Annotated in this window: 12 protein-coding genes; 10 read left to right on the top strand and 2 right to left on the bottom strand. The window is 70.2% G+C overall.

Translation table 11 applies throughout. From position 1 onward, the window contains the following. Window positions 1–169: 169 nt before the first annotated feature. The gene (locus tag ACSU6Z_RS26555; RefSeq protein WP_437050502.1) at window positions 170–400 is read right to left on the bottom strand and encodes a DUF1998 domain-containing protein; all 231 of its coding nucleotides are present in this window, start codon (window positions 398–400) and stop codon (window positions 170–172) included. A gap of 225 nt (window positions 401–625) precedes the next feature. Between ACSU6Z_RS26555 and ACSU6Z_RS26550 the strand changes: the two genes are divergently transcribed. The 3 genes from ACSU6Z_RS26550 to ACSU6Z_RS26540 all read left to right on the top strand — a co-directional run bounded on the left by ACSU6Z_RS26550 (window position 626) and on the right by ACSU6Z_RS26540 (window position 4,204). Continuing rightward, window positions 626–1,252 (top strand): sigma factor-like helix-turn-helix DNA-binding protein, encoded by a 627-nt coding sequence (locus ACSU6Z_RS26550; RefSeq protein ID WP_437049369.1) that lies wholly within the window; start codon window positions 626–628, stop codon window positions 1,250–1,252. Window positions 1,253–1,262: 10 nt separating this feature from the next. Further along, a complete protein-coding gene (locus ACSU6Z_RS26545) occupies window positions 1,263–1,454 on the top strand; it encodes a hypothetical protein (RefSeq protein ID WP_437049367.1) in 192 nt (63 codons plus the stop codon). Window positions 1,455–1,618: 164 nt separating this feature from the next. Then, window positions 1,619–4,204 carry a GmrSD restriction endonuclease domain-containing protein gene (locus ACSU6Z_RS26540; protein WP_437049365.1) on the top strand — a complete coding sequence of 862 codons (2,586 nt, stop codon included), beginning with the start codon at window positions 1,619–1,621 and terminating at the stop codon, window positions 4,202–4,204. On the opposite strand, the gene ACSU6Z_RS26535 is transcribed toward ACSU6Z_RS26540, so the two are convergent. Beyond that, a complete protein-coding gene (locus ACSU6Z_RS26535; RefSeq protein WP_437049363.1) occupies window positions 4,149–4,661 on the bottom strand; it encodes an ATP-binding protein in 513 nt (170 codons plus the stop codon). The two genes, ACSU6Z_RS26540 and ACSU6Z_RS26535, sit on opposite strands and share 56 nt — an antisense overlap. Before the next feature lie 162 nt (window positions 4,662–4,823). Between ACSU6Z_RS26535 and ACSU6Z_RS26530 the strand changes: the two genes are divergently transcribed. The 7 genes from ACSU6Z_RS26530 to ACSU6Z_RS26500 all read left to right on the top strand — a co-directional run bounded on the left by ACSU6Z_RS26530 (window position 4,824) and on the right by ACSU6Z_RS26500 (window position 25,254). Continuing rightward, complete coding sequence (locus ACSU6Z_RS26530) at window positions 4,824–5,696, top strand: helix-turn-helix domain-containing protein (RefSeq protein ID WP_437049361.1); 873 nt, start codon at window positions 4,824–4,826, stop codon at window positions 5,694–5,696. Next, window positions 5,693–5,893, top strand: a complete 201-nt coding sequence (locus tag ACSU6Z_RS26525) for a DUF397 domain-containing protein (protein WP_437049360.1) — start codon at window positions 5,693–5,695, stop codon at window positions 5,891–5,893. The genes ACSU6Z_RS26530 and ACSU6Z_RS26525 overlap by 4 nt, the downstream gene beginning before the upstream one ends. A 243-nt stretch (window positions 5,894–6,136) precedes the next feature. Beyond that, a complete protein-coding gene (locus ACSU6Z_RS26520; RefSeq protein ID WP_437049358.1) occupies window positions 6,137–7,324 on the top strand; it encodes a serine/threonine-protein kinase in 1,188 nt (395 codons plus the stop codon). A gap of 120 nt (window positions 7,325–7,444) precedes the next feature. Beyond that, entirely contained in the window at window positions 7,445–10,558 is a 3,114-nt protein-coding gene (locus tag ACSU6Z_RS26515; protein ID WP_437049356.1) for a DEAD/DEAH box helicase, read from the top strand. Beyond that, the gene (locus ACSU6Z_RS26510; RefSeq protein WP_437049354.1) at window positions 10,555–16,086 is read left to right on the top strand and encodes a hypothetical protein; all 5,532 of its coding nucleotides are present in this window, start codon (window positions 10,555–10,557) and stop codon (window positions 16,084–16,086) included. The genes ACSU6Z_RS26515 and ACSU6Z_RS26510 overlap by 4 nt, the downstream gene beginning before the upstream one ends. Then, entirely contained in the window at window positions 16,083–22,931 is a 6,849-nt protein-coding gene (locus ACSU6Z_RS26505) for a DEAD/DEAH box helicase (RefSeq protein WP_437049352.1), read from the top strand. Before ACSU6Z_RS26510 ends, ACSU6Z_RS26505 begins: the two co-directional genes overlap by 4 nt. Before the next feature lie 4 nt (window positions 22,932–22,935). Continuing rightward, window positions 22,936–25,254 carry a UvrD-helicase domain-containing protein gene (locus ACSU6Z_RS26500; RefSeq protein ID WP_437049351.1) on the top strand — a complete coding sequence of 773 codons (2,319 nt, stop codon included), beginning with the start codon at window positions 22,936–22,938 and terminating at the stop codon, window positions 25,252–25,254. Window positions 25,255–25,294: the final 40 nt, after the last annotated feature.

Raw genomic sequence — 25,294 nt, 5'->3', positions numbered from 1 at the left:
CCGCAGCGTACAACCATTCGCATGTTCGGTCAGCTGTCGCCAGGTGTTTCAGGACTCACACTGACCCGTTGCTGACTATCTCGATGCATGATCAGGCCAGGACCGGACCGCTCTATGCCCGCGATTTCGCTCACAAAACGGTGGAGTAGGGCAGACGCCTGCCTACCATTCAGCTCGCGCTCCTGCCCGCCAAGGCATCGAACAGTACGACGGCTTCACCATGGCTCAGCAACTCGTGAAAGCGCTCGTTGCGGAAGGTGCGCAGGCATGCGTGGCAACTGCTCTCCGGTCCGCACTCGCATCCGATCACGCGTGCAAGGGCGGCTTCGACGACCGGTTCGAGGTACTCGCCGATCCGAATCACGTTTCCCGCCCCGCCCGGTGTGGTGTCGAAGAGCAGCAGCGACGGCTTCCCCCTCGGCTTTGGTGTGGACCGTGCCGTCGATGTCGTCCCGAGTGATCTCCAGGCGGGTGGCCGCGCCCTCCAGCAGGGCGTAGAGACCGGAACGCAGAGTCTCCTGCGCCGCGCTGAGGGCGGTGAGCGGATCGAGGTGGACCTGGAAATAGTCCGTCTGGTACCGGTGGGCGAGAGACACGCCCCTCAGCGGACCGGTGCAACCTCGGCATGCTGCACGCGATCGAGCTGTTCGACCACCGCGAGCTGGGCCACGACACACCTGCCGACGCCCTTCCTGCCGTGGCCGCCGGTGCGGGGATGCCTCAGGAGAAGGCGGCCGAGCTCCTGTCTCAAGTGCGCACGACCGTCTCGCTGGAGGAGTTGGCTGAGGCCATCGGCGACGACGCGCTGCACGAGGAGTTCGACTGTACGACGCAGGAATCTCAGAGCCTGGAAGACGAACCGGACTACATGGGTCTGGCACCGCACGAAGTGCGTCGCCTGGTCGACCAGCTACCCTCGCGTGAGGCCTGGGTGCTCGCACTGCTCCATGGCCTGGACTACGGCGGCCCTGGCTTGTCCCTTGACGCCATCGGCAGGCACCTCGGGGTCACCAGGGAACGACTGCGCCAGATCGAGAGGCAGGCCGCCGAAGCCTTGCGCTACTCGGTGGTAATCTACGGGAAAACCGGCTCCATTTCCCCGCCTCGTCCAGTCGAGCCTCGCAACGCCCGCCCTCGACTTCGCTCCCGACCCGTCACGACCAAAGTCGTGCCCGCGACGCCGCACTCCACCGCTCTTCCCAAAGGGGGTAGCCCGCTTCAAGCCCGTCGTCTCTTCGGCTTGCACCAATGAGCGGCACCGCGTGGACACCTCCGGGCGCATCGTGGTCAAGGGGCAGGTGATCGACGTCGGCGCCCGTCTGAAAGCGGGGATGACGGTCGTAGTGCTCATAGAAGACGAACTGATCCGGATCATCCACGACGGCCGCCAGCTCACCACCGCGCTCCGACGGCACGTCAGCAGTAGCAGCAAGACGGACGGAGCCGAGAGTTGAGACATGCCCCCTCCTCAGAGGCGTAGGCCCCCAGCACATGTGTCAGCTCACAATGTGACTGGTTCTCCGCCGATTCCGCACTTCGTGGGGCTTTCTCGATACGGAGACCAGGCGGGCCTGGTGTAATCGGCGGCGGACGACCGAGGATCAAGGGGGGCCGCCATATGCAGGCCAAGGAGACGTTGTTCGCCGATCTCATGCAGGGCCGGGCCCAGCAGTTCCAAGTGCCGCTCTACCAGCGGACGTACTCGTGGACCGAGAAACACCTCAAACAGTTGTGGAGCGACATCCTGGAACAGGCCGTGCTGCTCGAGTCGCCCGAGGAGCAGGGGAGCACGCACTTCCTCGGTTCGGTGGTGCTCGCACCGTCACCGCAGAACGACGCGACGTTCCCCCGCTGGCTCGTCGTCGACGGCCAGCAGCGTCTGACCACGCTGTCCCTGGCCCTGGCCGCCATCCGCGATCACGTCGCGGACAGCGCACCGGTCGAGGCCCAGCGCATCGACGAGCAGTACCTGATCAACAAGTGGAAGAGCGGCGACGACCACCTCCGTCTGTTGCCGACGCAGGCGGACCGGACGCAGTTCGCCGCCCACATCCGCGGCCCCCTCACCGATCAGGACACCGGCAGCGGCATCGCCACCGCCTACGCCTTCTTCCGCAAGAAGCTGGTCGAGGCGGATGATCCGGCGGCCCCGCAGGACGTGTTCCGCATTGAGCAGGCGATCACCTCCCGGCTCGCGCTGGTGGCGGTGACCGCCGAGCGCGGCGACAACGTCCACCGCATCTTCGAGTCGCTCAACAACACCGGCCTCAAGCTGAGCCAGGCCGACCTGCTGCGCAACTACCTCTTCATGAAGCTCCAGGCGCGCGGCGAGCACGTCTACGAGACCTACTGGCTCCCCCTGCAGAAGAGCCTGACCAACGACGAGCTGGAACAGCTCATGTGGCTGCAACTGGTACTCGACGGAGATGACCGGGTCCGTCGCCAGGACCTCTACGCCGCCCAGCAGAGGCGTTTGGAGGACACGCAGGCAGGCGACGCGGAGATCGAGGCGTACATCAAGGAACTGCACCGCCGCAGCGCCCACTTCCGCCGGCTGCTGCACCCCGAGGAGGAGTCCGATCCGGCGGTCCGGAACGCGCTCCGCCGCCTGGACGCGTGGCAGGCGGCCGTCACCTACCCCGCCCTGATGCTGCTGTTCGACCGGCGTGAGCGCGGCGAGCTGGACTCCTCCGAGATGACCCGCGCCCTGGCGTACATCGAGAGCTTCCTCGTCCGCCGGATGATCTGCCGGGTCCCGACCAACAACCTCAACCGGATCTTCCAGGCCGTACCAGGGCAGCTCCCGCTCGACGTGCCCGTCACCGAGGGGCTGCACCGGCTCCTCTCCTCCGAGAACCGCTTCTGGCCCGACGACGCTGACCTGCGCGAGAAGATCAGGACGGCGCCGTTCTACCAGTACGGCCGGTGGCAGCAGCGCAAACTGGTGCTGCAGCGACTGGAGGAGAGTTACGGGCATCCCGAACCGGTCGACTTCGCCGCCGCGCAGCTCACCGTCGAGCACGTCATGCCGCAGTCGCCCGGCGAGGAGTGGCTGCGGACGCTGAGCGAGGAGACCGACGAGGGCGAGACCGCGGAGGAACTGCACGCCAGGTTCCAGCACACCCTCGGCAACCTGACGCTCACCGCGGTCAACGCGGAGCTGTCCAACCATCCCTTCGAGCGCAAGCAGAACCTGTTGCAGGGCAGCCACCTGGAGATGAACCGCCGCATCGCCGCCACCGAGCGCTGGGGCGTGCGTGAGATCCTGGCCCGCGCCGACGAACTCGCCGACCGTGCCGTCGCGTTGTGGCCCGCCCCACTGCGCGGAGTGGGCCGCGCGGAGCGCAACCGCGACTGGCAGCTCGCCCACCAGGTCCTCGCCGCGCTCCCCCACGGCACCTGGACCTCCTACGGCGACCTCGCCGCGTTCCTCGGCTCCGGCGCCCAGGCCGTGGGCAACCACCTGGCCAGCACCCCCGGAGTGGCCAACGCGTACCGCGTCCTCACCTCCGAGGGCAAGGTCTCTGACGGCTTCCGGTGGGCGACGCCCCAGGAGAAGGGAAGCGACGACGTCCGCGCCCGGCTGACCGCCGACGGCGTCCGCTTCACGGCCACCGGAGCCGCCGACCCAGCCCAGCGGCTCACGGCCGACGAGCTCGCCGCACTGCTCGCCGGAACCGACGACGACCGGGCGGACGGCGAGGACACAGCGCAGGACGCAACCTCGGGAACACCCGGCGAGGAGACCCGCGCCGAACGGTTCTTCCGTCAGCTCGCCGCCGACGACTCCCCCGAGACGGTCGAAGCGGTCCGCGCGCTCTTCGCCCACTGGGAGGCACTCGGCGGCTGGATCGGCCACGGCTCGGGACACGTCATCACGAGCGCGTACCTCATGCTCGGTGAGGCGGGCGGCCCCGGCTGCGGCATCTGGCCGATGACGCTCTACCCCGGCGCCGGGCGCGGAGGCACGGCGGAGGTGGTGTTCCAGCACATGGCCGTACGCGAGCCGTTCACCGACCGTGCGCTGCGCGCCGAACTCCTCACCCGCCTCAACGCCCTGGACGGCGTCGACCTCCCGGAGGGCAAGCTGGAGCTACGCCCCAACATCCGGCTGTCCCTGCTGGAGAAGGAGCGCAACCGGGAACTGCTCACCGAGACGCTGACGTGGTTCCGGGACCGCTGGGAGAGCCGGGGCTCGTCCTGAGCGGTGCCCGCCGGGCGCACTCCGCCCACACCGTCTTGCCGCCCGGCGGGTACGGTTCGCAGCCCCAGGCGTCCGCGAGCGAGGCGACGAGCAGCAGGCCCCGTCCGGACTCGCCGTCGGCACCGGTCGCCGGGGCCGGCACGGGGCGGCGCTCGCCGCGCGCGTCGGTGACTTCGATCCGCAGGGTGGTGGGGGTCAGGGTGAGGGCCAGGCGTGCGTTCCTGCCTCTCACCCGGCCGTGCAGGGCCGCGTTCGCGGTCAGTTCGGCGATGAGGAGGCAGGCCGTGGCCGTGTCGTCCTCGCCGGCGGCCTCCGGCCCGCCCCGCTGCGCGGTCAGCCAGCGCTCGGCGGCGTGGCGCGCGGTGTGCGCGCCGTGCGCGGTGGTGGGGAACGAGGTGCGGAAGTGGGCCGCGCCGATGATCGGTTCACCGGATGCGGTGACGGTTTCCTGATTCACATCACCGAGGGTGACCGAGTCGTCCTACCGTGCGGAGCACTCCGGGCGGTACGCACGGTGACTGTCCTGGTGCGGACGGTGTGGTGTACGGGCGTACGGCCGTGCCCCGGCCGGCCTCTCGCCGGTTCGTCCTCGGTACAGGGAACAGGGTGGTGGTACGGCATGGCGGCACAGTCGGGCACGGGGATCCCCACTGGCGGTGAGGCGGACGGTACGGACGAGGTCGCGGACCTCTTTCGGGCCCTGGGGCGGCAGATCAAAGTCGCCCGGGAGCGGGCCGGGCTGAGCCAGAAGGAGCTGGGCGACCGGATCGGGTACGGCGAGGAGACGATCTCGTCGGTCGAGCGGGCCCGGCGGACGCCCCAGCCCGAACTGCTGGTCGCGGTGGACCGGTTGCTGGACTGCGGCGGCCTGCTCGCGTCGGCCGCGGAGGACGTGGAGCGGGCGAAGACCCGGCGGCGGGTGCAGCATCCGGAGTGGTTCCGGGATTACGCACGGTTGGAGGCGGAGGCGGTCGAGCTGCACGATTACAGCTCACTCGCGATTCCGGGCCTCCTTCAGACGGAGGCCCACGCGCATGTGGTATTCAGCACGCGCCAACCGCTGTTGGACGAGGCGACCGTCGAACAGCGGGTAGTTGCGCGACTGGATCGTCAGCAGATCTTCAACCGTTGGCCTCCGCCGTTCACCACTTTCACCATCGAGGAATCCGTGTTGCGTCGTCCGCTCGGCGGATGGGACGTTCATCGGGAACAACTGGAAGCGCTGCTGAAGTTCGGCAAGCTACGCAGTGTGGAGCTCCAAGTGCTGCCGACGGAACGCAAGGAGCATCCCAGCTTGGGCGGGCCCTTCATCCTGCTCACCCCGAAGGGCAAGCCGCAGGCGGCGTACCTGGAGGTCCAGCACGTCAGCCGTCTGATCACAGACCCGGACGAGGTGCGTATCCTTGCCGCACGCTACGGCAGCATTAGGGCGCAGGCGCTCACACCAGGAGAGTCACTGGCCCTGATCGAGAAGATGCTGGGAGACCGATGAACACTGAACAGCCCGCACGGCTGGACTGGTTCAAGAGCAGCCACAGCAGCGGCGAAGGAGGGGCGTGCGTCGAGATCGCCGCCGAAGCGACCGCGCTACACGTACGGGACTCCAAGGAGCGCGGCGGCCCCCGGCTGACGTTCACGCGGAGCGCATGGTCCGGGTTCGTCGCGGGCCTGGAGCGGGACTGGACCTGATCCGCCGTGCCCGGGGCCGTGACGCTCCGCCTGTGTCACCACTTCCCCTCCGGTGGCGGCCCGGCGTCCGTCGGCCCGCCACCGGCCACCTCGCTTCCCCTCTTTACAGGCGCGAGCCTTTTCGCACGTTGATGAGAGGGATGAGTCCCCCCGCTCCCCTTTGAGGACTAAGGTGTAGGCCTGCTGAAGGCCGCGTGGGGGGACATGCGGTGCACGAGAGGATACGCACGGTTGTTGAATGGGGTGCCCGAGCAGATCGGCCGGTACGTGGTCGAGCGGGAGCTGGGCTCGGGGGGGATGGGTGAGGTCTACCTGGCTTTCTCCCCCGCCGGCGACCCGGTCGCGGTGAAGCTGATCCGCTCGGACCGGCTGGACCCGGTCACCCGTGCGCGCTTCGAGAAGGAAGCGCTCATCGCCAGGACGGTGGTGGGGACAAACCGGGTGGCCCGCTTCCTGGACGCCGACCCCTACGCGGAACGGCCCTGGCTGGCCATGGAGTACGTGCCGGGCCAGACACTGCTGACGTACGTGGACGGGAACGGCCCGCTGCCCGTCCCCCTGGTGGCGAGCCTCGGCGCCCTGCTCGCGGAAGGGCTCCAGGCGGTTCACGCGGTGGGGCTGCTCCACCGGGACCTCAAGCCTCAGAACGTCATGCTGGGCGCGTACGGCCCCATCCTGATCGACTTCGGTCTCGGGGCGTTCCTCGACACCTCCAAGGACACGCTGTCCCACAGTGGAATGATCATCGGCACCGTGCGCTGCATGCCGCCCGAGCAGGCGCTGGGGCGGACGAAGGTCAAGGAGTCCGCCGACGTGTACGGGCTCGGCACGGTCCTGCTGTACGCGGCCACCGGGCACTACCCCTACGACGGGGCGCGCTGGGAGGCGATCGTCGGGCAGGTCGCCAACCCCGACCACGCCCCGGACCTGAGTGGCCTCCCCGAGGCCCTGGCGCCACTGATCGGCTCCATGTTGGCGCACGACCCGGCCGACCGGCCCTCTCTCGACGCGGTGATAGCCGGATGCACGAATGTGCTGTCCACCACGGGCCTGTCCCCCATGGAAGCCCGGCACGCCCTGATCGACGCCACCGCGACGGGAGAGGGGGCGTCGGCGGCACCCGGGGCCGACCCGCCGGCCGTGTGGGAGCGGCCCGCCGAACGGGCGGTCACGCTGGACGAGGCCGAGGCGGACAGCCCTCTGGACAGCCCTCCCCCGGCCGCACCGGAGCCGGACGAGGAGGACGCCGCCGAGGCAACCGGGGAGACCAAGGCCACGGACGTGTCCGACCCCCCGGAGAGCAGCGCGGCACCCCCCGGCCCGGCGGCCGAGGTCCCCGTGCCCACGGCCCGCAAGCCGGGGCGGCCACCCGCGTCGTTGCGCGTGGCCGAGGAGTTGCGGACCCGGTACGCCGCACAGCCAAGCCTCTGAGCCCGGCCTCCGGTGGCGCCGTGGGAGACACGGGGCCGGTGGCACGCGATCAGCAGGGACGCGGACGAGCCGTGCACGACGGCGGCTCAGGAAGATCGAGGGCGGGAAATGGAGCAGCACGTGACCACCGTTGCCGAGGACGATGACGGCCAGGACGTGCTCGACGCGGTGAGCGAGGACGGGATCGTCCTCGACGCGTCGGGGGACGTGGCGCGACCGGGCGGCGGAGCGGTCGCCTACGCGCCGGGTGCCCAGGTCCGGGTCCGCGACGAGCAGTGGCTCGTCCGGAAGGTCGCGCCCACGGCCCGGGACGGCTGGATGGTGGAGGTCACCGGCGTCTCCCCGTTCGTGCGGGGCACCGACGCCGTCTTCTACAGCCGGCTCGACGACATCCAGGTGCTCGATCCACGGAAGACCGAGCTGGTCCCCGACGACTCCCCCAACCACCGCAAGGCGCGCCTCTACCTGGAGGCCGTGATCCGCAAGACGGCACTGCCCCAGACCGAGCACGGGCTCGCGCTGGCCGACAGCTTCCTCATGGACAGGCAGACCCACCAGCTGCGGCCCGCCGAACTCGCCCTCTCGATGAAGAACCCGCAGCCACGGCTGCTCATCGCGGACGTGGTGGGTCTCGGCAAGACGCTGGAGATCGGCATCCTGCTGGCCGAGCTGATCCGGCGCGGGCGGGGTGAGCGGATCCTCGTGGTCACCCCGGCCCACGTCCTGGAGCAGTTCCAGCGCGAGCTGTGGACCCGGTTCTCCATTCCGCTCGTCCGGCTCGACTCCACGGGCATCCAGCGCATCCAGCAGGACATCCCCGCGGGACGGAACCCGTTCGCGTACTTCAAGCGGGCGATCATCTCCGTGGACACGCTCAAGAGCGACGTGTACGCCCACCACCTGGACTCCACCGAGTGGGACGCCGTCGTGATCGACGAGTCCCACAACCTGGTCAACCGGGGCACGAAGAACAACGACCTCGCCCGTCTGCTGGCCCGCCGCACCGACGCGCTGATCCTCGCCTCGGCGACCCCGCACAACGGCGACGCCGAGTCGTTCGCCGAGCTGATCAGGATGCTGGACGAGGCCGCGATCGCGAACGCGTCGGACTACGACGTGAAGGACCTCGACCACCTCTACATCCGGCGCACCAAGACGGACAAGGAGGTGCGGGACTCCCTCAAGGGGGTGTGGGCCGACCGCGGCCCGTCCGAGCCGGTCACCGCGCAGGCCACCGATAAGGAGCGCGCGGTCTTCGAGGAGCTGGCCGCCCGCTGGATCCCGCGCGATCCGGCCGCCTCCTCGGTCTGCGCCGACCCACTCGCCGCGTACAACTTCCTCAAAGCCTTCCTCTCCTCGCACAAGGCGCTCCAGAAGTCACTAGAGGCGCGGCGCCGCTACCTGGCCAAGCCCGCGAAGGTGAAGAAGGGCGAGGACCTGGCCGCCCGCGAGGCCGCGCTCAAGATCGAGCGGGAGGCGATCGTGGAGCTGGAGCGGCTGGCCGGCGAGATCGGGGACGAGGACTCCGCGAAGCTGGACGCGCTGGTCGAGCAGCTCAGGAAGATCGGCGTCGGCCCGGGTTCGGACACCCGCGTCGTCGTCTTCTCCGAGCGCATCCCCACGCTGACCTGGCTGGCCGAGGTCGTGCCCGCCCGGCTCGGGTTCCAGCAGAGCGGCTCCGTCGAGGCGGGCGAGAGGAAGAACCGGCCCTGGCTGGTGTACGGCGGAGCCGTGCAGGTGATGCACGGCGAGGCCACCAACGAGGACGAGCAGAAGCGGATCGTCGAGAAGTTCGGGCTGCGCGACGACCCGGTGCGCATCCTGTTCACGGGTGACGTCGCCTCCGAGGGCGTCAACCTCCACCAGGAGTGCCACCAGCTCGTCCACTACGACCTGCCCTGGTCGCTGATCCGCATCGAGCAGCGCAACGGCCGTGTCGACCGCTACGGGCAGAAGGAGAAGCCGCAGTTCCGCGCCCTGGTCCTCACCAGTGACGTGGAGTGGCGCCGCGACCCGGAGACCGGCGAGGCCTTGCCTCTCGACGACCGGCTGGTCGGCGCGAAGCTCCTCAGGCGCGAGGAGGAGGCGCACCGGATCGACGGCTCGGCGGAGGCGGTCACCGGCTTGTACCGGGCGCAGGAGGAGGAGAACCGCCTCACCCGCGACCTGCTCGCCGGCCGCACCGTGGAGGAGTCCATCAAGCGGTCCAGCGGGGGCGCCCCGTCGATGCTCCGGAAGCTGATGGGCAACATCGGCGCCAAGCCGGTCCAGGACGACGTGGCGTACGCGACCGTCCCGAGCCTGTTCCGTTCCACCTCCGCCTACTTCGAGGAGGCCCTGCGCCAGATCTGTCCCACCGGGGCGGACAACGAGCTGAAGCTGCGCCACGAGGACGACGGCACCATCGCCTTCGAGCCGCCGGCCGACCTCCAGTACCGCTTCAAGGCGCTGCCCAAGTCGTACTTGACCGAGCAAAACATCCTGCCCACCAGCAAGGCTCCCGGCCGGCTGCGGATCACCTTCGACAAGGGGCTCGGGGAGAAGCGGCTGAAGGCGGCCCGCGAGTCGTCCAAGACCCAGTGGCCTAATGTCAGTTACGTCTCGGACGTACATCCCGTGCTGGAGTGGGTGACCGACAAGGCCCTGGCGTCCCTGCGCCACGACGAGGCGTTCGTCCTCGCCTGCCGTCCCGACGCCGACGCCGCGGCCAAGCTGGACCCCCGTCTGCCGGACGAGCTGACCGGCCCGGTCCACCTGGTGCAGGGCATCCACTCCAACGCGCTGGGCCGCCCCACCGTGGTGGAATGGATGGCCGTCGTCGGCCTGCCCGACGCTCCCCGCGTCGTACGCATGGACGCGGCCTTCCTCGACGCGTGCGGCGTGGGTCCGAAGATGCCTGGCCGCGCCGTGTCCGAGGAGGAGCGCGAGGCACTGCAACGGCTCGTGCCCCGGGCGGTCGACGAGGCGGCGCGGTACCTGCGCGAGCGGGAGGCCGAGTACACGCGGCGGATCGACGAAATGCTCGCCCCGTACGAGAAGCGCGTGACGCGGTGGCAGCAGGACGCCCTGTTCGCCTCCGCCCGCTCGGCGAAGGGCCGCAACAGCATCAACCTCACGGCGAGCCGCCGCAAGACGCTCATCAAGTCGCTGAAGACCTCCGGGGCGCCCATGCTGCGCCTGCTCTGCGTCCTGCAGCCCCTGTCCACCTCCGCTGCTGGGGAGACCACCCGATGAGCACCGACTTCGACTCCTTCTCCAACCGCGGCGAGTACCTGTCGGCGCACTACTTCGCCGAACAGCTGGGCCAGGACCTCAAGAAGGGCCTCCTCGCCGCCTGGACCGGCCGCGAGACCGACGAGAAGGACCCGCGTCCCACGCCCAGGGAGAGGGTGCGCGCCCTGCGCGGCCCGTACCTGTCGGAGGAGTTCCGCAACTTCTTCGCCGAGCGCGCCAAGCTGGACGCCGAGGACGACGCCGACGAGAACAGCGCCTCCGCCGGAGCACGCCTCAACACCTACCAGGACGTCGACTGGCGCGAGCGGCTCGATGCCTGGCACGACAAGGTGCTCGCGGCCCTCGGTTTTCCCGGCGCTCCCGAGCGCCGGGAGCTCACCGTCCACCGCGCCGGACGCGAGCACACCGTGGCCACGGCCTGGCACGGCGACGGCATCGTGGCCGTCGAGTGCGGCTGGGCCGACGGCAACGACACCGCCCTGGACGCGGACGGCCCCGGCCGGCTGCTGCACCCGCTGCGGGTGAGCAGCAGCGAGGTCTACGAGACCGGCGAGTCCCTCGCCACCTGGCTCTTCCGGAGCGAACTGGGTGAGCCCGGCGGGGAACCGCCCCGTTTCGTGCTGCTGTTGTGCGGCGGCGTCCTCGTCCTGGCCGACCGCCAGGTGTGGGACGAGGGCCGCTTCCTGGCCGTCAACCTCGACGCCGCGTTGGAGCGCAACGACCGCAAGCAGACCGGCGAACTGGCCACCATCGCGGCCCTGTTCAGCCACGAGATGCTCGCCCCCGCCGAGGACGGCAAGGGACCGGGCATCGACGCCCTGATCAAGGCCTCCCGCGACAACGCGGTCGGCGTCTCCAGCGAACTGCGCGAGGGACTGCAGCGCTCGGTCGAGATCATCGCCAACGAGGTCCTGGACCGGCTGGACGAGGCGGGTGTCGAGCCCCGTCAGATCGAGGATCCGAAACTGCCGTTCGCCAAGGAACTCACCCGCGAATCGCTGCGCTACCTCTACCGCATCCTGTTCCTGCTGTACGCCGAGGCCCGCCCGGAGCTGGGCATCCTGCCCGCCGACGACGGCACCTACGAGGCCGGCTACTCGGTGGCACGACTGCGGGAACTCGTCGAGCGCGACGAGCAGCTCGTCGAGGAGGAGGCCCGCAAGGGCTTCCACCTCTTCGCCTCCCTCGACGTCCTGTTCAACAAGGTCAACCACGGCCACCGCCCCTACGGCACCGAACCCGACGACGACCTGCCGGACGACGACGAGGAGACCCGCAAGCTCAAGGCCAAGCGGCGCAGCGAGGACCGCGGCCTGCGCTTCGAGCCGCTGCGCAGCGAGCTCTTCGAGCCGAAGTCCATCCGTCTCATCGGCCGGGGCGTCCTCGACCCGCGCAGCGACGAGGACGCCGAGCCGAAGTGGCTGGACCTGCGCCTGCGCAACAGCGCCCTGCACGAGGTGCTGCGGCTGCTGACCATGAAGAAGGCCAAGCGGCGCGGGGAGCGCGGCGGCTTCATCTCCTACCGCAACCTCGGCATCAACCAGCTCGGCGCCGTGTACGAGGGCCTGATGTCGTACACCGGCATCATCGCCGAGGAGGAGCTGTGCGAGGTCGCCAAGGGTGGTGACCCGGAGAAGGGCTCGTGGCTGGTGCCCGCGCACCGCCTGAAGGAGTACCCGGAGAAGACCTGGGTCGAGTACGACGAGCACGACGCGGTCAAGGGCCTGCGCGGGCCGAAGAAGTACAAGGTGGGCGAGTTCGTCTACCGGCTGGCGGGCCGCGACCGCGAGACGTCCGCCTCGTACTACACCCCCGAGTCCCTGACCAAGGTCACCGTCGAGCTGGCGCTGAAGCACCTCCTCGACCAGGAGCGCGACGAGAACGGCGAGGTCGTCCGGACGCGGGCCTCGGAACTGCTGAAGTACAAGATCTGCGAGCCCGCGCTGGGCTCCGGCGCGTTCCTCAACGAGGCGATCAACCAGGTCGCCGAGGAGTACCTGCGCCGCCGGCAGGACGAGCTGGGCGTCTCCGTCCCGGCCGCGGACGCGCTGACGGAGAAGCAGAAGGTCAAGGCGTACGTCGCCCTGCACAACGCGTACGGCGTCGACCTGAACGCCACGGGCGTGGAACTGGCCGAGGTCTCGCTGTGGCTCAACACGATGCACCCGGGCATGCGGGCGCCGTGGTTCGGGCTGCACCTGCGGCGGGGCAACTCGCTGATCGGCGGACGGCGGGCGGTGTACGCGGGCGAGGACGTCGTCTCCCCGGCGAAGGCCTGGCTCGCGGCGAAGAACACCCTGGCGCCGACGCCGCTGCCGTTCCTCAAGGACGGCGAGCAGCAGCCGCTGCCCGAGGACGCGGTGCACCAGTTCCTGCTGCCGAGCCCCGGGTGGGCGGCGGTGACCGGTTCCAAGGAGGCCAAGGAACTCGCCAAGGACCAGGTGGCGCAGCTGGCCGCCTGGAAGAAGGGCATCCTCCAGCGCCCCAAGCGCAGCACCGCGCACCTGAACAAGGACGGCACGCCCAAGCTGGACAAGGCGGGCAGGCCGAGGAAGGAAGCGCCCTCGCAGTTCACCCGGCTGCGGGACGCGGCCAAGCGGGCGGAGTTCCTGTGGTCGCTCGTCATCAAGCGCATGCAGCTCTCCGAGGCGGCGATCGCGCGGAAGATCGACGTGTGGGGCGCGGCACCGGACGACCCCGAGTACGGCTTCCTGCGCACGGCGGCGGGCGCGGTGCCGAAGGAGCAGGTCATGGCCGACCTGTTCCTGGCGACCGAGACGCCGTACTGGCGCCTGAAGAAGGTCATGGACGCCTGGTGCGCCCTGTGGTTCTGGCCGGCCGACAAGGCGTCCCTGCTGGACGGCACGGACGGGGTGTACGACGACACGGTACCGGCGGTGGCCTCCGCGGACGCGCTGGGTGACCTGTTGGGGGTGCCGCTGGTCGGCGGGGAGGCGGGAACGGCTTCCCCGGACGGGGACGGCGAGCCCACGAAGGCGATGATCCCCGGTCCGCGCTTCACTGAGCAGACCATGCTGTTCGCGTCGGGGCCGACGCAGGAGTCCCTGGTGTCCGCCCTGGCGGAGGAGGAGCCGCTCATCGACCTCCAGACGGTGGAGGCGGGCGGCCGGTCCAGGCGCAACGCACCGAAGCAGTCCAAGCGGCGGACCTGGCGGAACACCATCCCGCTGGTTGAGCTGGACGACTGGCTGGACTTCCTGGAGGCCCTGCTGGGCACGGTCGACCCCGACGAGGAGAACCTGGTCACCGAGTTCGACAACCTGGACGCGCTCAAGGACTTCGAGAAGAACCTCCCCCATTTGATGGGGATGGACCTCGCGGACCCGGAGACCCGCTTCCCCTGGATGCACGTGGTCACCAACATCGCGGAGGAACAGGGCTTCCTGCACTGGGAGTTGGACTTCGCATTGGTCTTCGCGCAGGGCGGCGGCTTCGACTTGCAGGTGGGTAATCCGCCGTGGGTACGGCCCCGGTGGAACGAGGGGGCGGTGCTGGCCGAGCACGAGCCGTGGTTCGAGCTCACGGAGCGGGCGTCGACGGCGGAGAAGGAGAAGCGGCGGGTCGAGCTTCTGCGACTCCCGAAGGCACGCCAGTACGTGCTGGGTGAGCTGACCAACATCACCGGGCAAGTAGCGGTTTTCGGGGCCTCGCAGGTCTATCCCCTACTGACCGGCACGCAGCCAGACATGTACCGGGCCTTCATGTGCCAGGTATGGGATCACGCGTCGGCCAGGGGAACGACAGGACTAGTTCACCCCGACACCCATTTCACAGGCGATAAGGAGGGTGCGCTGAGGGAAGCCGCCTACCGGCGACTCCGTATTCACGGCGACTTCGTCAATGCAGTCTGGCGGTTCTTCCCTAAGCCTGTTGGACATACCACGCACTTCGGCGTGCACGTGTATGGCTGTCAGCAAGAAATCGGTTTCGACCATCTTTCCTGGCTAGTGTCAGCCGACGCTTTGCGGTTCTCCGCTGAGCATGATGGCACTGGTGAGGTACCCGGCATTCGCTACCGTAATGGCGAGTTCGACGAGAGACCGCACCGGACCCGAGTCGTCCACGTTGATACAGATCTGCTTACCGTTTGGCAACGCCTGTTGGACGAAGAGGACGAACCGACCGAGCGGGCGCGCCTGCTATTTCCGGTGAGCACAGCAGAAGCTAGCGCGATCGACGCACTGGCGGATTATCCGCTGCGACTGCGCGCGCTTACGCCGCAGATGACCCGTGGTTACGACGAGAGTGGAGCAAAGAAGGACAACCTGATCGACTACAACCGCCCAAATCCTGTCACCGGCCTGAAGTACCAGCCGGTCCGCTGGCGTCATGTAATCCTCAAGGGCGCGCAGATCAGCGCTGCCACCCCTATCTTTAAGCGCCACGATGCCAGCAGCAATGACCCGTATGGCGCTGACTTGATGTCCCTTCCTGCTGACTTCGTGCCCGATACGGAGTACGTGCGAGCGAAGGGACGTAGTCAGGCGTACCTCGAAGCCCAGGACCGCTGGGTCGATCATCGTGTCATGGAACGTCTCCGCAAGGACAAGAAGGCGGTGGCTCGCGCTCGCCAGGAAGTCGCTCGGACGGAAAACGTCGCTCCGGAAGAGGCTGCCCCGGCCAAGGTTGATGCTCTGCTTACCGAGCGGGCGAAGCGACGTTATGCAACATTTTACCGACTGGCTTGGCGTCGCCAGATCGCACCCGACACTGAGCGTGCATTGTACGCGGCGATACTTCCGCCTGGGGCCACTCACATCCATGCCATGAACAGCCTGGCAATGCCCGACAACCACCACACGGTGCTGGTCGCGGGATTCTGGGCATCGCTCCCGCTCGACTATTTCCTGCGGGTCACCGGTCGCAGCGACCTTCTTGGCCGGAGTGCTAAAGCCACCCCTGCTCCGTCCGACGATCCTCACCCGCTCGCGCCCGCTCTACTGCTGCGCACCCTCCGCCTGAACTGTCTCACCACCGCCTACGCCGACCTCTGGCGCGAGCTGTACGACCCCACCTGGCCCGCCTACGAACCCTGGGCCCTCCCCTGGCCCGGCCTGCAACCGCTCCACGACGTCACCCCCGACTGGCGCCCCGACACCCCCCTTCGCACCGAGCGCGCCCGCCGGTCCGCCCTCGTCGAGATCGACGCCCTCGTGGCCGTCTGGCTCGGCATGGACGCCGACGCGCTGATCGCCGCCTACCGCGGTCGCTTCCCGGTGCTGCAGAAGTACGAGGCCGTGACCTGGTTCGACGCCGAGGGCTGGAAGCTCGCCGGCAACGCCCGCACCATCGGCCAGCGGCAGACCAAGGAAACCTGGGCCCAGTTCGAGGCGTACAGGAAGGACCCCGACAACAACCCCGTCCCCGACGGCTACACCGCCCCCTTCTACAAGGCCGACCGGGAGAAGGAGATGCGCGAGGCGCACGCCTACTTCCAGAAGCGGCTGGACGAGGCCGTCGCCCAGGGTGAGTGGGACCCGGTGAAGCAGGAGGTGCCCGAGCCGTGAGGCCGACGCTCGAAGCGCAGGGGCTCAAGGAGAGCCTGCTCCAGTACCTGTCGACGACCTACGCGCTGACCGACGAGGGCGCCCGGGAGTCGCTACACCGGTTCCTCGGGGACGAGACCTCGGGGATGTTCCGGGGGCCGTTCCTGCGGATACGGACGCCGTTCACGCAGGCCGACGACTCCTGGAAGGAACTGCTGGACTGGCGGCGCACGGACGGCTGGACCCCGTACGCCCACCAAGCCAGGGCGTTCGAGCGGCTGTCGTCGGCCGGTGGGCGGACCCCGCGGCCGACGCTCGTCACGACCGGTACCGGGTCCGGCAAGACGGAGTCGTTCCTCTACCCCGTCCTGGACCACTGCGCACGCGAGCGCAACGCCGGGAACAACGGCGTCAAGGCCGTGTTCCTGTACCCGATGAACGCGCTCGCCACCGACCAGGCGCAGCGCATCAACGACCTGCTGCGCGAGCACGACGCCGACCTCGGCAAGCTCCGCGCCGGCCTGTACATCGGCGACAAGGCGGAGACGACGTACGACCGGGTCTACACCCGCCGTTCCGACATGTGGCTGTCGCCGCCGGACATCCTGATCACCAACTACAAGATGCTGGACCTGCTGCTCCAGCGCTCCCAGGACGCCGCGCTGTGGAACGGCGCGGACATCCGGTACGTCGTCGTGGACGAGTTCCACACCTATGACGGCGCCCAGGGCACCGACGTGGCGATGCTGCTGCGGCGCCTGGCCGCCGCCGTCGGGGCATCGGAGCCGGGGAGGCCGCTGGGGCGGATCTGCCCCGTCGCCACGTCCGCGACGCTGGCGTCCGGCACGGACGGGGAGGGGGTGCGCCGGCTCCTCGACGTCGCCACGCAGGTCTTCGGAACCGAGTTCACCGAGGACGCGATCATCGGTGAGGACCGGCAGAGCGTCGACGAGTTCCTCCCGCCGGACGACTTCGACCCGGCGCTGCCGTACCCCTCGCCCGATGAGCTGGCGCTGCTGCCCGATCCGTCCCTCGGGGAGGAGGAGTTCGCCGATCTCGTCGAGACGGTGACGGGCACGCGCGATCCGGACCCGTTCCTGCTGGGCCGGAACCTGAAGCGGCAGACGCTCACCTCCGCCGTCATGCTGGCGCTCGACGGCGAGGTCCGCACCACCGGCGAAGTGCTCGACCTGATGTGGCGCAAGGGCGCGCGGTCGTGGGGCAAGACCATCACCGAGCGGCCGGAGGTCGCCGCCTCCGCTCTCGCCCGCTTCGTCGCGCTGCTAGCCGTCGCCCGCGACCCGGAGTCCACGCCCAAGAGTCCGCGGCCCCTGGTGCAGATCGAGGTGCACCAGTGGGCCCGGTCGGTCTCCCGCCTGGTACGCGGCGTGCTGCCGTGGCCGAAGGCGGAGTTCCAGTGGGACGCGGCCGGTGCGGCGGACCGGCAGGGCGACCGGCACGCCCGGACGGCGCCGGTCACCACGGCGACGGCGGGCCAGGCCGCGAACCTGTTCCTGCCCGCCGTCTACTGCCGTGACTGCGGGCGTTCGGGCTGGGCGGTGTTCTCCCCGGAGACGGACGACACCCACGTCCAGGTGGACTCGCACAAGATCCGGCGGGCCTCGGTCAGCCAGGACAAGATGCGGGTGCGCAACTTGATCGCGGCGACGGACGCCGAGGCCCGCGAGGGCTCGGGTGCCGCGCCGATGGCGTCGGCCGGGCGCGGCGCGGACGGCGGGCGGGCCGCGTCCGCGCTCTCCGCCGGGCGGGGCGGACAGCTGCGCGTGCTGGACGGGCCGGAACGGAGGCTGCGACTGCCCGATCCCGTCCGAGACTACGATCCCTCGACCGGGGACCCTCGCCCGGCCACCGGCGACTCCGCCTTCGTCCTGGTGAACCTGGGCGAGACCGCGAACACGGCGGCCGAGGAGGACTGGTGCCCGGCGTGCGGCTCGCGCAACGCGATCCGCTTCCTCGGCACCGGCGCGGCGGCGCTCGCCGCGGCCTCCATCACCCAGCTGTTCACGGGCGGCGAGCTCGACGAGAAGCAGGGCGAGGACAAGACGCTGATGTTCAACGACTCGGTGCAGGACGCCGCGCACCGGGCCGGGTTCGTCGCCTCCCGTTCGTACACCTTCTCCCTGCGCGCCCTGTTCAAGAAGCACCTGTCGGAGGAACGGCCGACCGCGCTCAACGACCTGATCGCGGACGTCGTCGCGGCCACCACCGACCGCACGACGCTCGCCGCCGTCGTACCGACCGACCTGCACGACATCCAGGGCGTGAAGCGGCTGCTGTCCGGCCAGGGGCGCGGCGGCGACCGCAAGACGTGGAACCTGATCGGCGAGCGTTTCGCGTTCGAGGCCCTGATGGAGTTCGGGTTCCGCTCCCGCAACGGCCGCACCCTGGAGCTGACCCGCACGGCGGCGGCCCAGGTGCGCGTCGCGGACGTGGCGGCGGCGGTCGCGGTGGTGAAGGCCGCGCACCTGGCTGAGGAGGGCCGGCGCGGCGGGCTGCCGCCCGTCGAGCAGGACGACGCCCGCTACCTCGCCTTCCTGCGGATCTTCCTGGAGCGGTTGCGCACCCGGGGCGCGATCGGCCACAAGTGGCTGGACGGCTATCTGAAGGAGGCCGGGACCAGCCGGTACTTCATCTGGGGCAAGCGGCCGGTCGGCATGCGTGCCTTCCCCAGGGGCGTCGCGGCCCCGGTGTTCCTGCTCGACCAGCCCAAGGCCAGGAGCGAGTTCGACTTCGCGACGGGACGGCTGTCCTGGTACGAGCGCTGGGCGCAGCGCTGCCTGGACCTGCCCCGCGAGCAGACCGCCGGGTTCTGGAACCGGCTGCTGCCCGAACTGGTCTCGGCCGGGCTGCTGTCGGTGCGCACCCCGGCCGACGGCAGCCTGCGCGTCTACGGGCTCCAGCCGGGGGCGATCGACGTGCGACTCCTGGCCGACGACGTCGTCAACGAGGCCTTCGTGCGCTGCCCGGTCTGCTTCTGGGAGCAGACCGTCCACCCGGAGCTGCTGGACCAGTGGCACGGGCAGCCGTGCCCGTCGTACCGCTGCCGCCGGGGCCAGCTGGTCGCCGGGAACCGCCCGGAGGAGCTGGGCGTGCACCACCGGGACCGGAACTACCGGGACGACTACTACCGGCGGCTGTACCGCAAGGCGGGTACCTACCAGGTGATCACCGCCGAGCACACCGGCATGCTCACCCGGCCGGAGCGGGAGCGGGTCGAGGCGGCGTTCAAGCACGGCACCGGGTTCAAGGACCCCAACGTGCTGTCGTGCACGCCCACCCTGGAAATGGGCATCGACATCGGCGACCTGTCCGCCGTCGTGCTGGCCGCGCTGCCGCGCCGGCCCGCCAACTACGCCCAGCAGGTGGGCCGGGCCGGGCGGCGCACGGGCAACGCGTTCCTGCTGACCATTCCCGACCGCAGCCGCCGCGACCTGTACTTCCTGGACCAGCCGCGCGAGATGATCGCCGGCCGGATCGTGCCGCCGGGCAGCCACCTGTCGGCGATCGAGATCCTGCGCCGCCAGTACCTGGCCCACCTGCTGGACCTGGCCGCCCGCGGACGCCTGCCGCGCCCCGACGGCAAACCGCTGCCCGCGGTCCCGGCCAGGGCGCCGGAGCTGTTCGGGCCCTCGGGCTACCTCGCCGACCTGGTCGAGGCCGCCCTCAGGTGCGGTGACCAGCTGGTCGGCGGGTTCCTTGAGTTGTTCCCCGGCGGGGTGAGCGACCAGGCTCGCGGCGAGCTGCGCGACTACGCCACCCGCGGGCTGCGCAGCGCGGTGGAGGAGGCCGAACGCCAGTGGCGACGCGGCGAGGAGGTGCTGCGCCGCCGGCTACGGATGATCGGCGAGGCGCGCGACGAACTGCACGACAGCGACGACGAGCAGGCCCGGCAGAAGGCCGAGCTGGACGCCGAGCACCGGTCGGTCGGCAAGCGGCTGCTGTCGCTCGGGCTCACCACCGCCCAGCAGGCCCTGTGCGACCTCGGGCTGCTGCCGAACTACGCGCTCATCGACACGGTGACCACCCTGAACGCCACGCTGTACTGGCCGGAGGGAGCCGACGAGAAGACCGGCCGGGAGCGGTACAAGTCCAAAACCCGCGCCTACGACCGGCCCCGCCGCTACGCCCTGTCCGAGTTCGCGCCCGGCAACACCTTCTACGTCAACGGCTACAAGCACCAGGTCACCGGCCTGGAGATCGGCACCGCCACCGACCCCGACTGGCGGCTGTGGCGGTTCTGCCAGGAGTGCGGGTACGTGCGCACGGAGAACGCGGAGGAGGACCGCTCGCCGTGCCCGCGCTGCGGCAGCGCCCGGATCGCGGACGACGGCTCCTGCCTGCACAAGGTCGTCGAACCCGCCGTCGTCACCTCCCGGGACAAGCGGGAGGACGCCCGGATCGGTGACGACAGGGACGACCGAGAGCAGCGCCATTACACGGTGATCGACGCGGTCGACATCGCGGCGCAGGACATCGAGCCGAAGACCTCCTGGCGGCACGCGACGCAGACGTTCGGCATCGATTTCTGCCGCAAGGCGGTCATCCGGCGGGTCAACGTCGGCCCGATGCGGTTCGACGCCAGGGCGGAGGACGACTTCGCCGGGCACAGCGTGCGGATGGCGCCGTTCCACGTGTGCACGGGCTGCGGTGCGGCGACCGCCGACGGGCGGCCCGTCTTCGACCACGACACCGACGCCCTGGACTCCGCGGCGGCGCGCAACCCCAAGCTCAAGCACCACCAGCCGTGGTGCCCGCTGCGCCGGGGGAGGAAGCCGCAGGACGTGCCGCAGGAGCCGGTGCTGCTGGCCCACCAGCTGCGCACCGAGGCGCTGCGGGTGCTGTTGCCGGCCGCCACCGTCCTGGTGGACGAGAAGATCCACTCCTTCCGGGCGGCCCTGCGGTTGGGCGTCGACCACCACTTCGGCGGCGATCCGCAGCACCTCGACTCGACCCTGGCGCGCATGCCCGACCAGGCCACCGGTGAGACGCGGCACTTCCTGGTGCTGTTCGACCGCCTGCCGGGCGGCACCGGCTACCTGCACCGGCTCACCGACCCGGCCCACTTCCGGGCGGCCCTCGCCGACGCTCGGCGGGCACTGCTGAAGTGCCCCTGCCGCGACGAGGGACGGCTCGCCTGCCACCGCTGCCTGCACCGCTACACCGAGGAACGGCACCAGGACACCGTCTCGCGCCTCGAGGCGCTGCAGATCATCAACGACCTGCTGGGACCGGTCGACCAGGACGGGGAGCCGGTGCGCGACGAGGACGGCCGGCCCGTCGACCTGTGGAAGGTCACGGAGCTGCCCAGCACGGATCTGATCGGCCTGGACCGGCAGGTCGAGTCCGACCTGGAGGCCCGTTTCCTGGCCGCCCTGCGCACCTGGACCGGCGGGGAACGGGACGCCGTGCTGGAGGAGAGCAGCACGGCCAGCGGCTACCTGCGCTTCAGCCAGGGCGCCAGCTGGCGGCTCACCGCGCAGCGGGACATGGAGTTCACCCGCACCGACTTCACCTTCGAGTCCACGGACGGCCCCAAGGAGTACGTCACCGTCTACCTCGACGGCCACCGCTACCACGCCACCCGCGCGCACAACCGGATCGCCGCGGACTGCGACAAGCGGAACCAGTTGCGGAGCAGGAACCACGTCGTCTTCCAGATCACCTGGGACGACCTGGAGCTGTTCGAGAAGGGCGAGGCCGCGAAGGCCGAGCCGGTCTGGCCGCCGTACCCGCGCAGCGCGCAGGACACGGCCAAGGACTGGTACGAGGAGATGGGCGGCGAGCGCGCCGACCTCGCCGGGGCGGTGTTCGCCAACCCCGTCGACACGCTCCTCGCCTACCTGCGCGAGCCGGCCAAGGAGCGGTGGGGCCGCCGCGCCAGGGCCTTGGTGGGCGGGCTCATGGCCGAGCCTGCCGCCCTGGCGATGCAGGCGGACCGCGCCCAGGCACGCCAGGCGCTGAGGTCCGCACTCGATGCGTACGGCGCGGGCCGCGAACCGTCCGTGGAGCCCGTCACCGGCGACGGGGCCGTGCTGGTGCTCCAGGCGGCCGACCGGACCGGTCTGCCCCTGCTCTTCACCGTCGACGCGACCGACGGCGAGGAGCCGGAGGCGGTGCGGTGGAGCGCCCTGGCCGTGCTGGACGACCGGGACGAGGTCCTGGGCACCGACGCGCACAAGCTGCGCTGGCGTGCCTGGCTCTACTGGTCGAACCTGCTGCAGTTCCTCGCGTTCGCCGGCGGGGACGGCGTCCAGCTGGCCGGCAGCCGTGCGTCCGCCTTCCCGGTCGACGTGCTGGCCGTCACCGGCGGCATCGGCGAACTCGACTCGCTCGTCGCCCTGCACCGGCCGCAGGAACCGACGGCGACGGTGGCCCGGGAGGCACCCGCCACCGTCGCGCCCGAGCCCGATGCGGAGGCCGGGGGCTCCCTGGCCGAGCGGGCCGTCGCCCGGCTGTTGCGCGACGCCGCCTGGGACGAGGAGATCCTCCCCCTGCTCGAGGAGGACGAGCCGGATTCCGCGCTCACCCGGCTCGCCCGCGAACTCGCCGCACACGGCAAGCTCGCCCCCGTCTTCGGCTTCGAACTCGGGGAACGCCGCTGGCCGGCCGACTTCGCCTGGCAGGACCCCGGCGTCCGAATCGCCGTCGTCGCCGCACCGCACGGCGAGGACGACGAAGAGGCCCTCCGGCGCGAGCGGGCCTACGCCGACGCGGGATGGACGGTCCGCACGGCGGCCGACTGGCTCGACCACCTCGACTCGCTCGTCGGCAGGCTCCCCGACGCTCCGGAAGCGCACGGCACGAACGACTCCCATGATCTCCACGGCAACGGAAGGCAGCACTGATCCCATGACCGCCCGGCTCAGCCTCTACCAGAAGGCCGAACAGGAGCTGTACAAGCTCGACCGCTCGGTCAAGGGCAGGTTCTACGACTTCTGCCACCGCTTCCGCGAGGACCCGGACCACCCCGGCCTGGACCTCAAGCCCCTCAAGGGCGACGGACGGGTCTTCCGCGCCAAGATCGACCAGTCGTACCGCGCCCTGCTGGCCAAGGCCGGCGTCGACGACAAGGGCCGGGAGAACTGGCTCGTCATCGCGGTGCGCCACCGCAAGCACGTCTACGAGGAACTCTCGGTCGCGATCAACCGGATCACGGGCGAGATCGAGTTCGTGGACCTCTCCGTCGTGGGCGAGAGCGTGCTGCACCGCGCGGGCATCACCCTCACCCCCACCGAACCCGAGCCCGCCCCGGAACCCGCCGTCGAGCCCGCCCCGGAACCCGAGCCCGCTCCGGCCACCGCCGAGCCCCTGCTCACCAGTGTCACCGCCGACGACCTGCGCGACCTGGGCGTCGCCGACCAGCTCATCGACCTCGCGCTCGCCGTCACCGACAGCGACGAGCTCGACCAGTTGGTCGCCGGTGCGCCGCTGCTGTCCAAGGACATCCTGTACGGGCTCGCCGCCGGCATGCCCCTCGACGAGGTCCGCAAGGAGATCACCGTCCCGGTCAAGGTCGACCTCGGTCAGGACTACGAGCAGGACCTCGGCGCCGCGCTCGCCCGCACCACCGTCACCACCATCGACGCCGACATCCAGGCCGCCCTGGAGGAGGGCGACTTCCGCGCCTGGAAGGTCTTCCTGCACCCCACCCAGGCCAAGCTCGTCCACCGTACCTACAACGGTCCGGCCCGCGTCTCGGGCGGCCCCGGCACCGGCAAGACGATCGTCGCCCTGCACCGGGTCAAGCACCTCGCGCAGCAGCTGCCGCCCGGGCACAACAAGCCGATCCTGCTGACGACGTTCACCAAGAACCTCACCACCGACCTGCGCGCCCGGCTCGCCTCGCTGCTGGAGCCCGAGCTGCTCGCCCGGATCGAGATCGCCCACATCGACCAGCTCGCCGCCCGCATCCTCAGCGAGAACGCCGTCAAGGGTGCGGCGAAGCAGCGCGTCTACGACAGCACCGCGCTCAACGTGCTGCGCCAGCTCCTGCTCGAACTCGACGAGCGCCGCTGGGACGCCGAGTTCCTCTACGAGGAGTGGGACCAGGTGATCCTCGGCCAGTCCATCGGCAGCCGGAAGGCGTACTTCGACGCCCGCCGCGCCGGCCGCGGCCGTTCCGTCACCCGCCCCGAGCGCGCCCAGATCTGGAAAATCCTGGAGCAGTTCACCGCCCGCCTGGACACCGAAGGGCTGGAGACCTGGGGGCAGGCCGCCGAACGCGCCGCCCGCCTCGAGATGGAGCGCGACGCGAAGATCAGGGCCCGGCAGGAGCACAAGGAAGCCGTCGGCGGCAAGGACCTCATTCACCGCGACGACGGCTCCGGCATGCGCTTCCTCCACCACCGGTACCGCCACATCGTCGTCGACGAGGCCCAGGACCTGCGCGCCGCCCACTGGAAGATGCTGCGCGCCATGGTCGCCCCCGGCCCCGACGACCTGTTCATCGCCGGCGACACGCACCAGCGCATCTACGACCAGCAGGTCACCCTCAGCACCGTCGGCGTCAACATCCGGGGCCGCTCGTCCCGGCTCACCCTCAGCTACCGCACCACCAAGGAGATCCTCTCCCGGGCCATGCGAGTGGTGGACCTCACCGGCAGGAACCTCGCCTACGACGACCTCGACGACAGCACCGACACCCTCGACGGGTACCGCTCCGTCCTGCGCGGCCCCGTGCCCGATCTGGTCCGCTGCGATTCCTGGGACGACGAACTCGACCGGCTCGCCGCCGCGCTGACCGCCTGGCGCGAGGAGATCGTCACGGGCAACGGCGGCGCCGGCCCGCGCCGTGACCCGCGCGGCAGCATCGCCGTGTGCGTCGCGGAACGGGACATGGTCAGCCAGGTGATGTTCCACCTGGCCACCAAGGCGGGCATCACCGTCGCCGAACTCACCAAGGACGGGCCCAAGGGGGACGGTGAGGTGCACGTCGGCACGATGCACCGTTTCAAAGGCCTCGAATACCAGAAGCTGGCCATCGTCGGCGCCCGCGACGGGGTCATCCCCCGCACGGAGGTCATCGAGCGCTACCGCGCCACCGACCCCCAGCGCTGCGCACGCGAGGAGCTCAGGGCACGCTCGCTGCTCTTCGTGGCCGCGACCCGCGCCCGCGACGCCCTCCGCATCAGCTGGCACGACAAGCCGAGCCCGTACCTGCCGGTCTGAGCCTCATCACGACCCTGCAAGCGGGCCAGCGTTCGTCGGC

It is taken from the genome of Streptomyces sp. enrichment culture, assembly GCF_964273145.1.
Taxonomy (GTDB): domain Bacteria; phylum Actinomycetota; class Actinomycetes; order Streptomycetales; family Streptomycetaceae; genus Streptomyces.
This window is presented reverse-complemented; position numbering and strand designations above follow the sequence as displayed.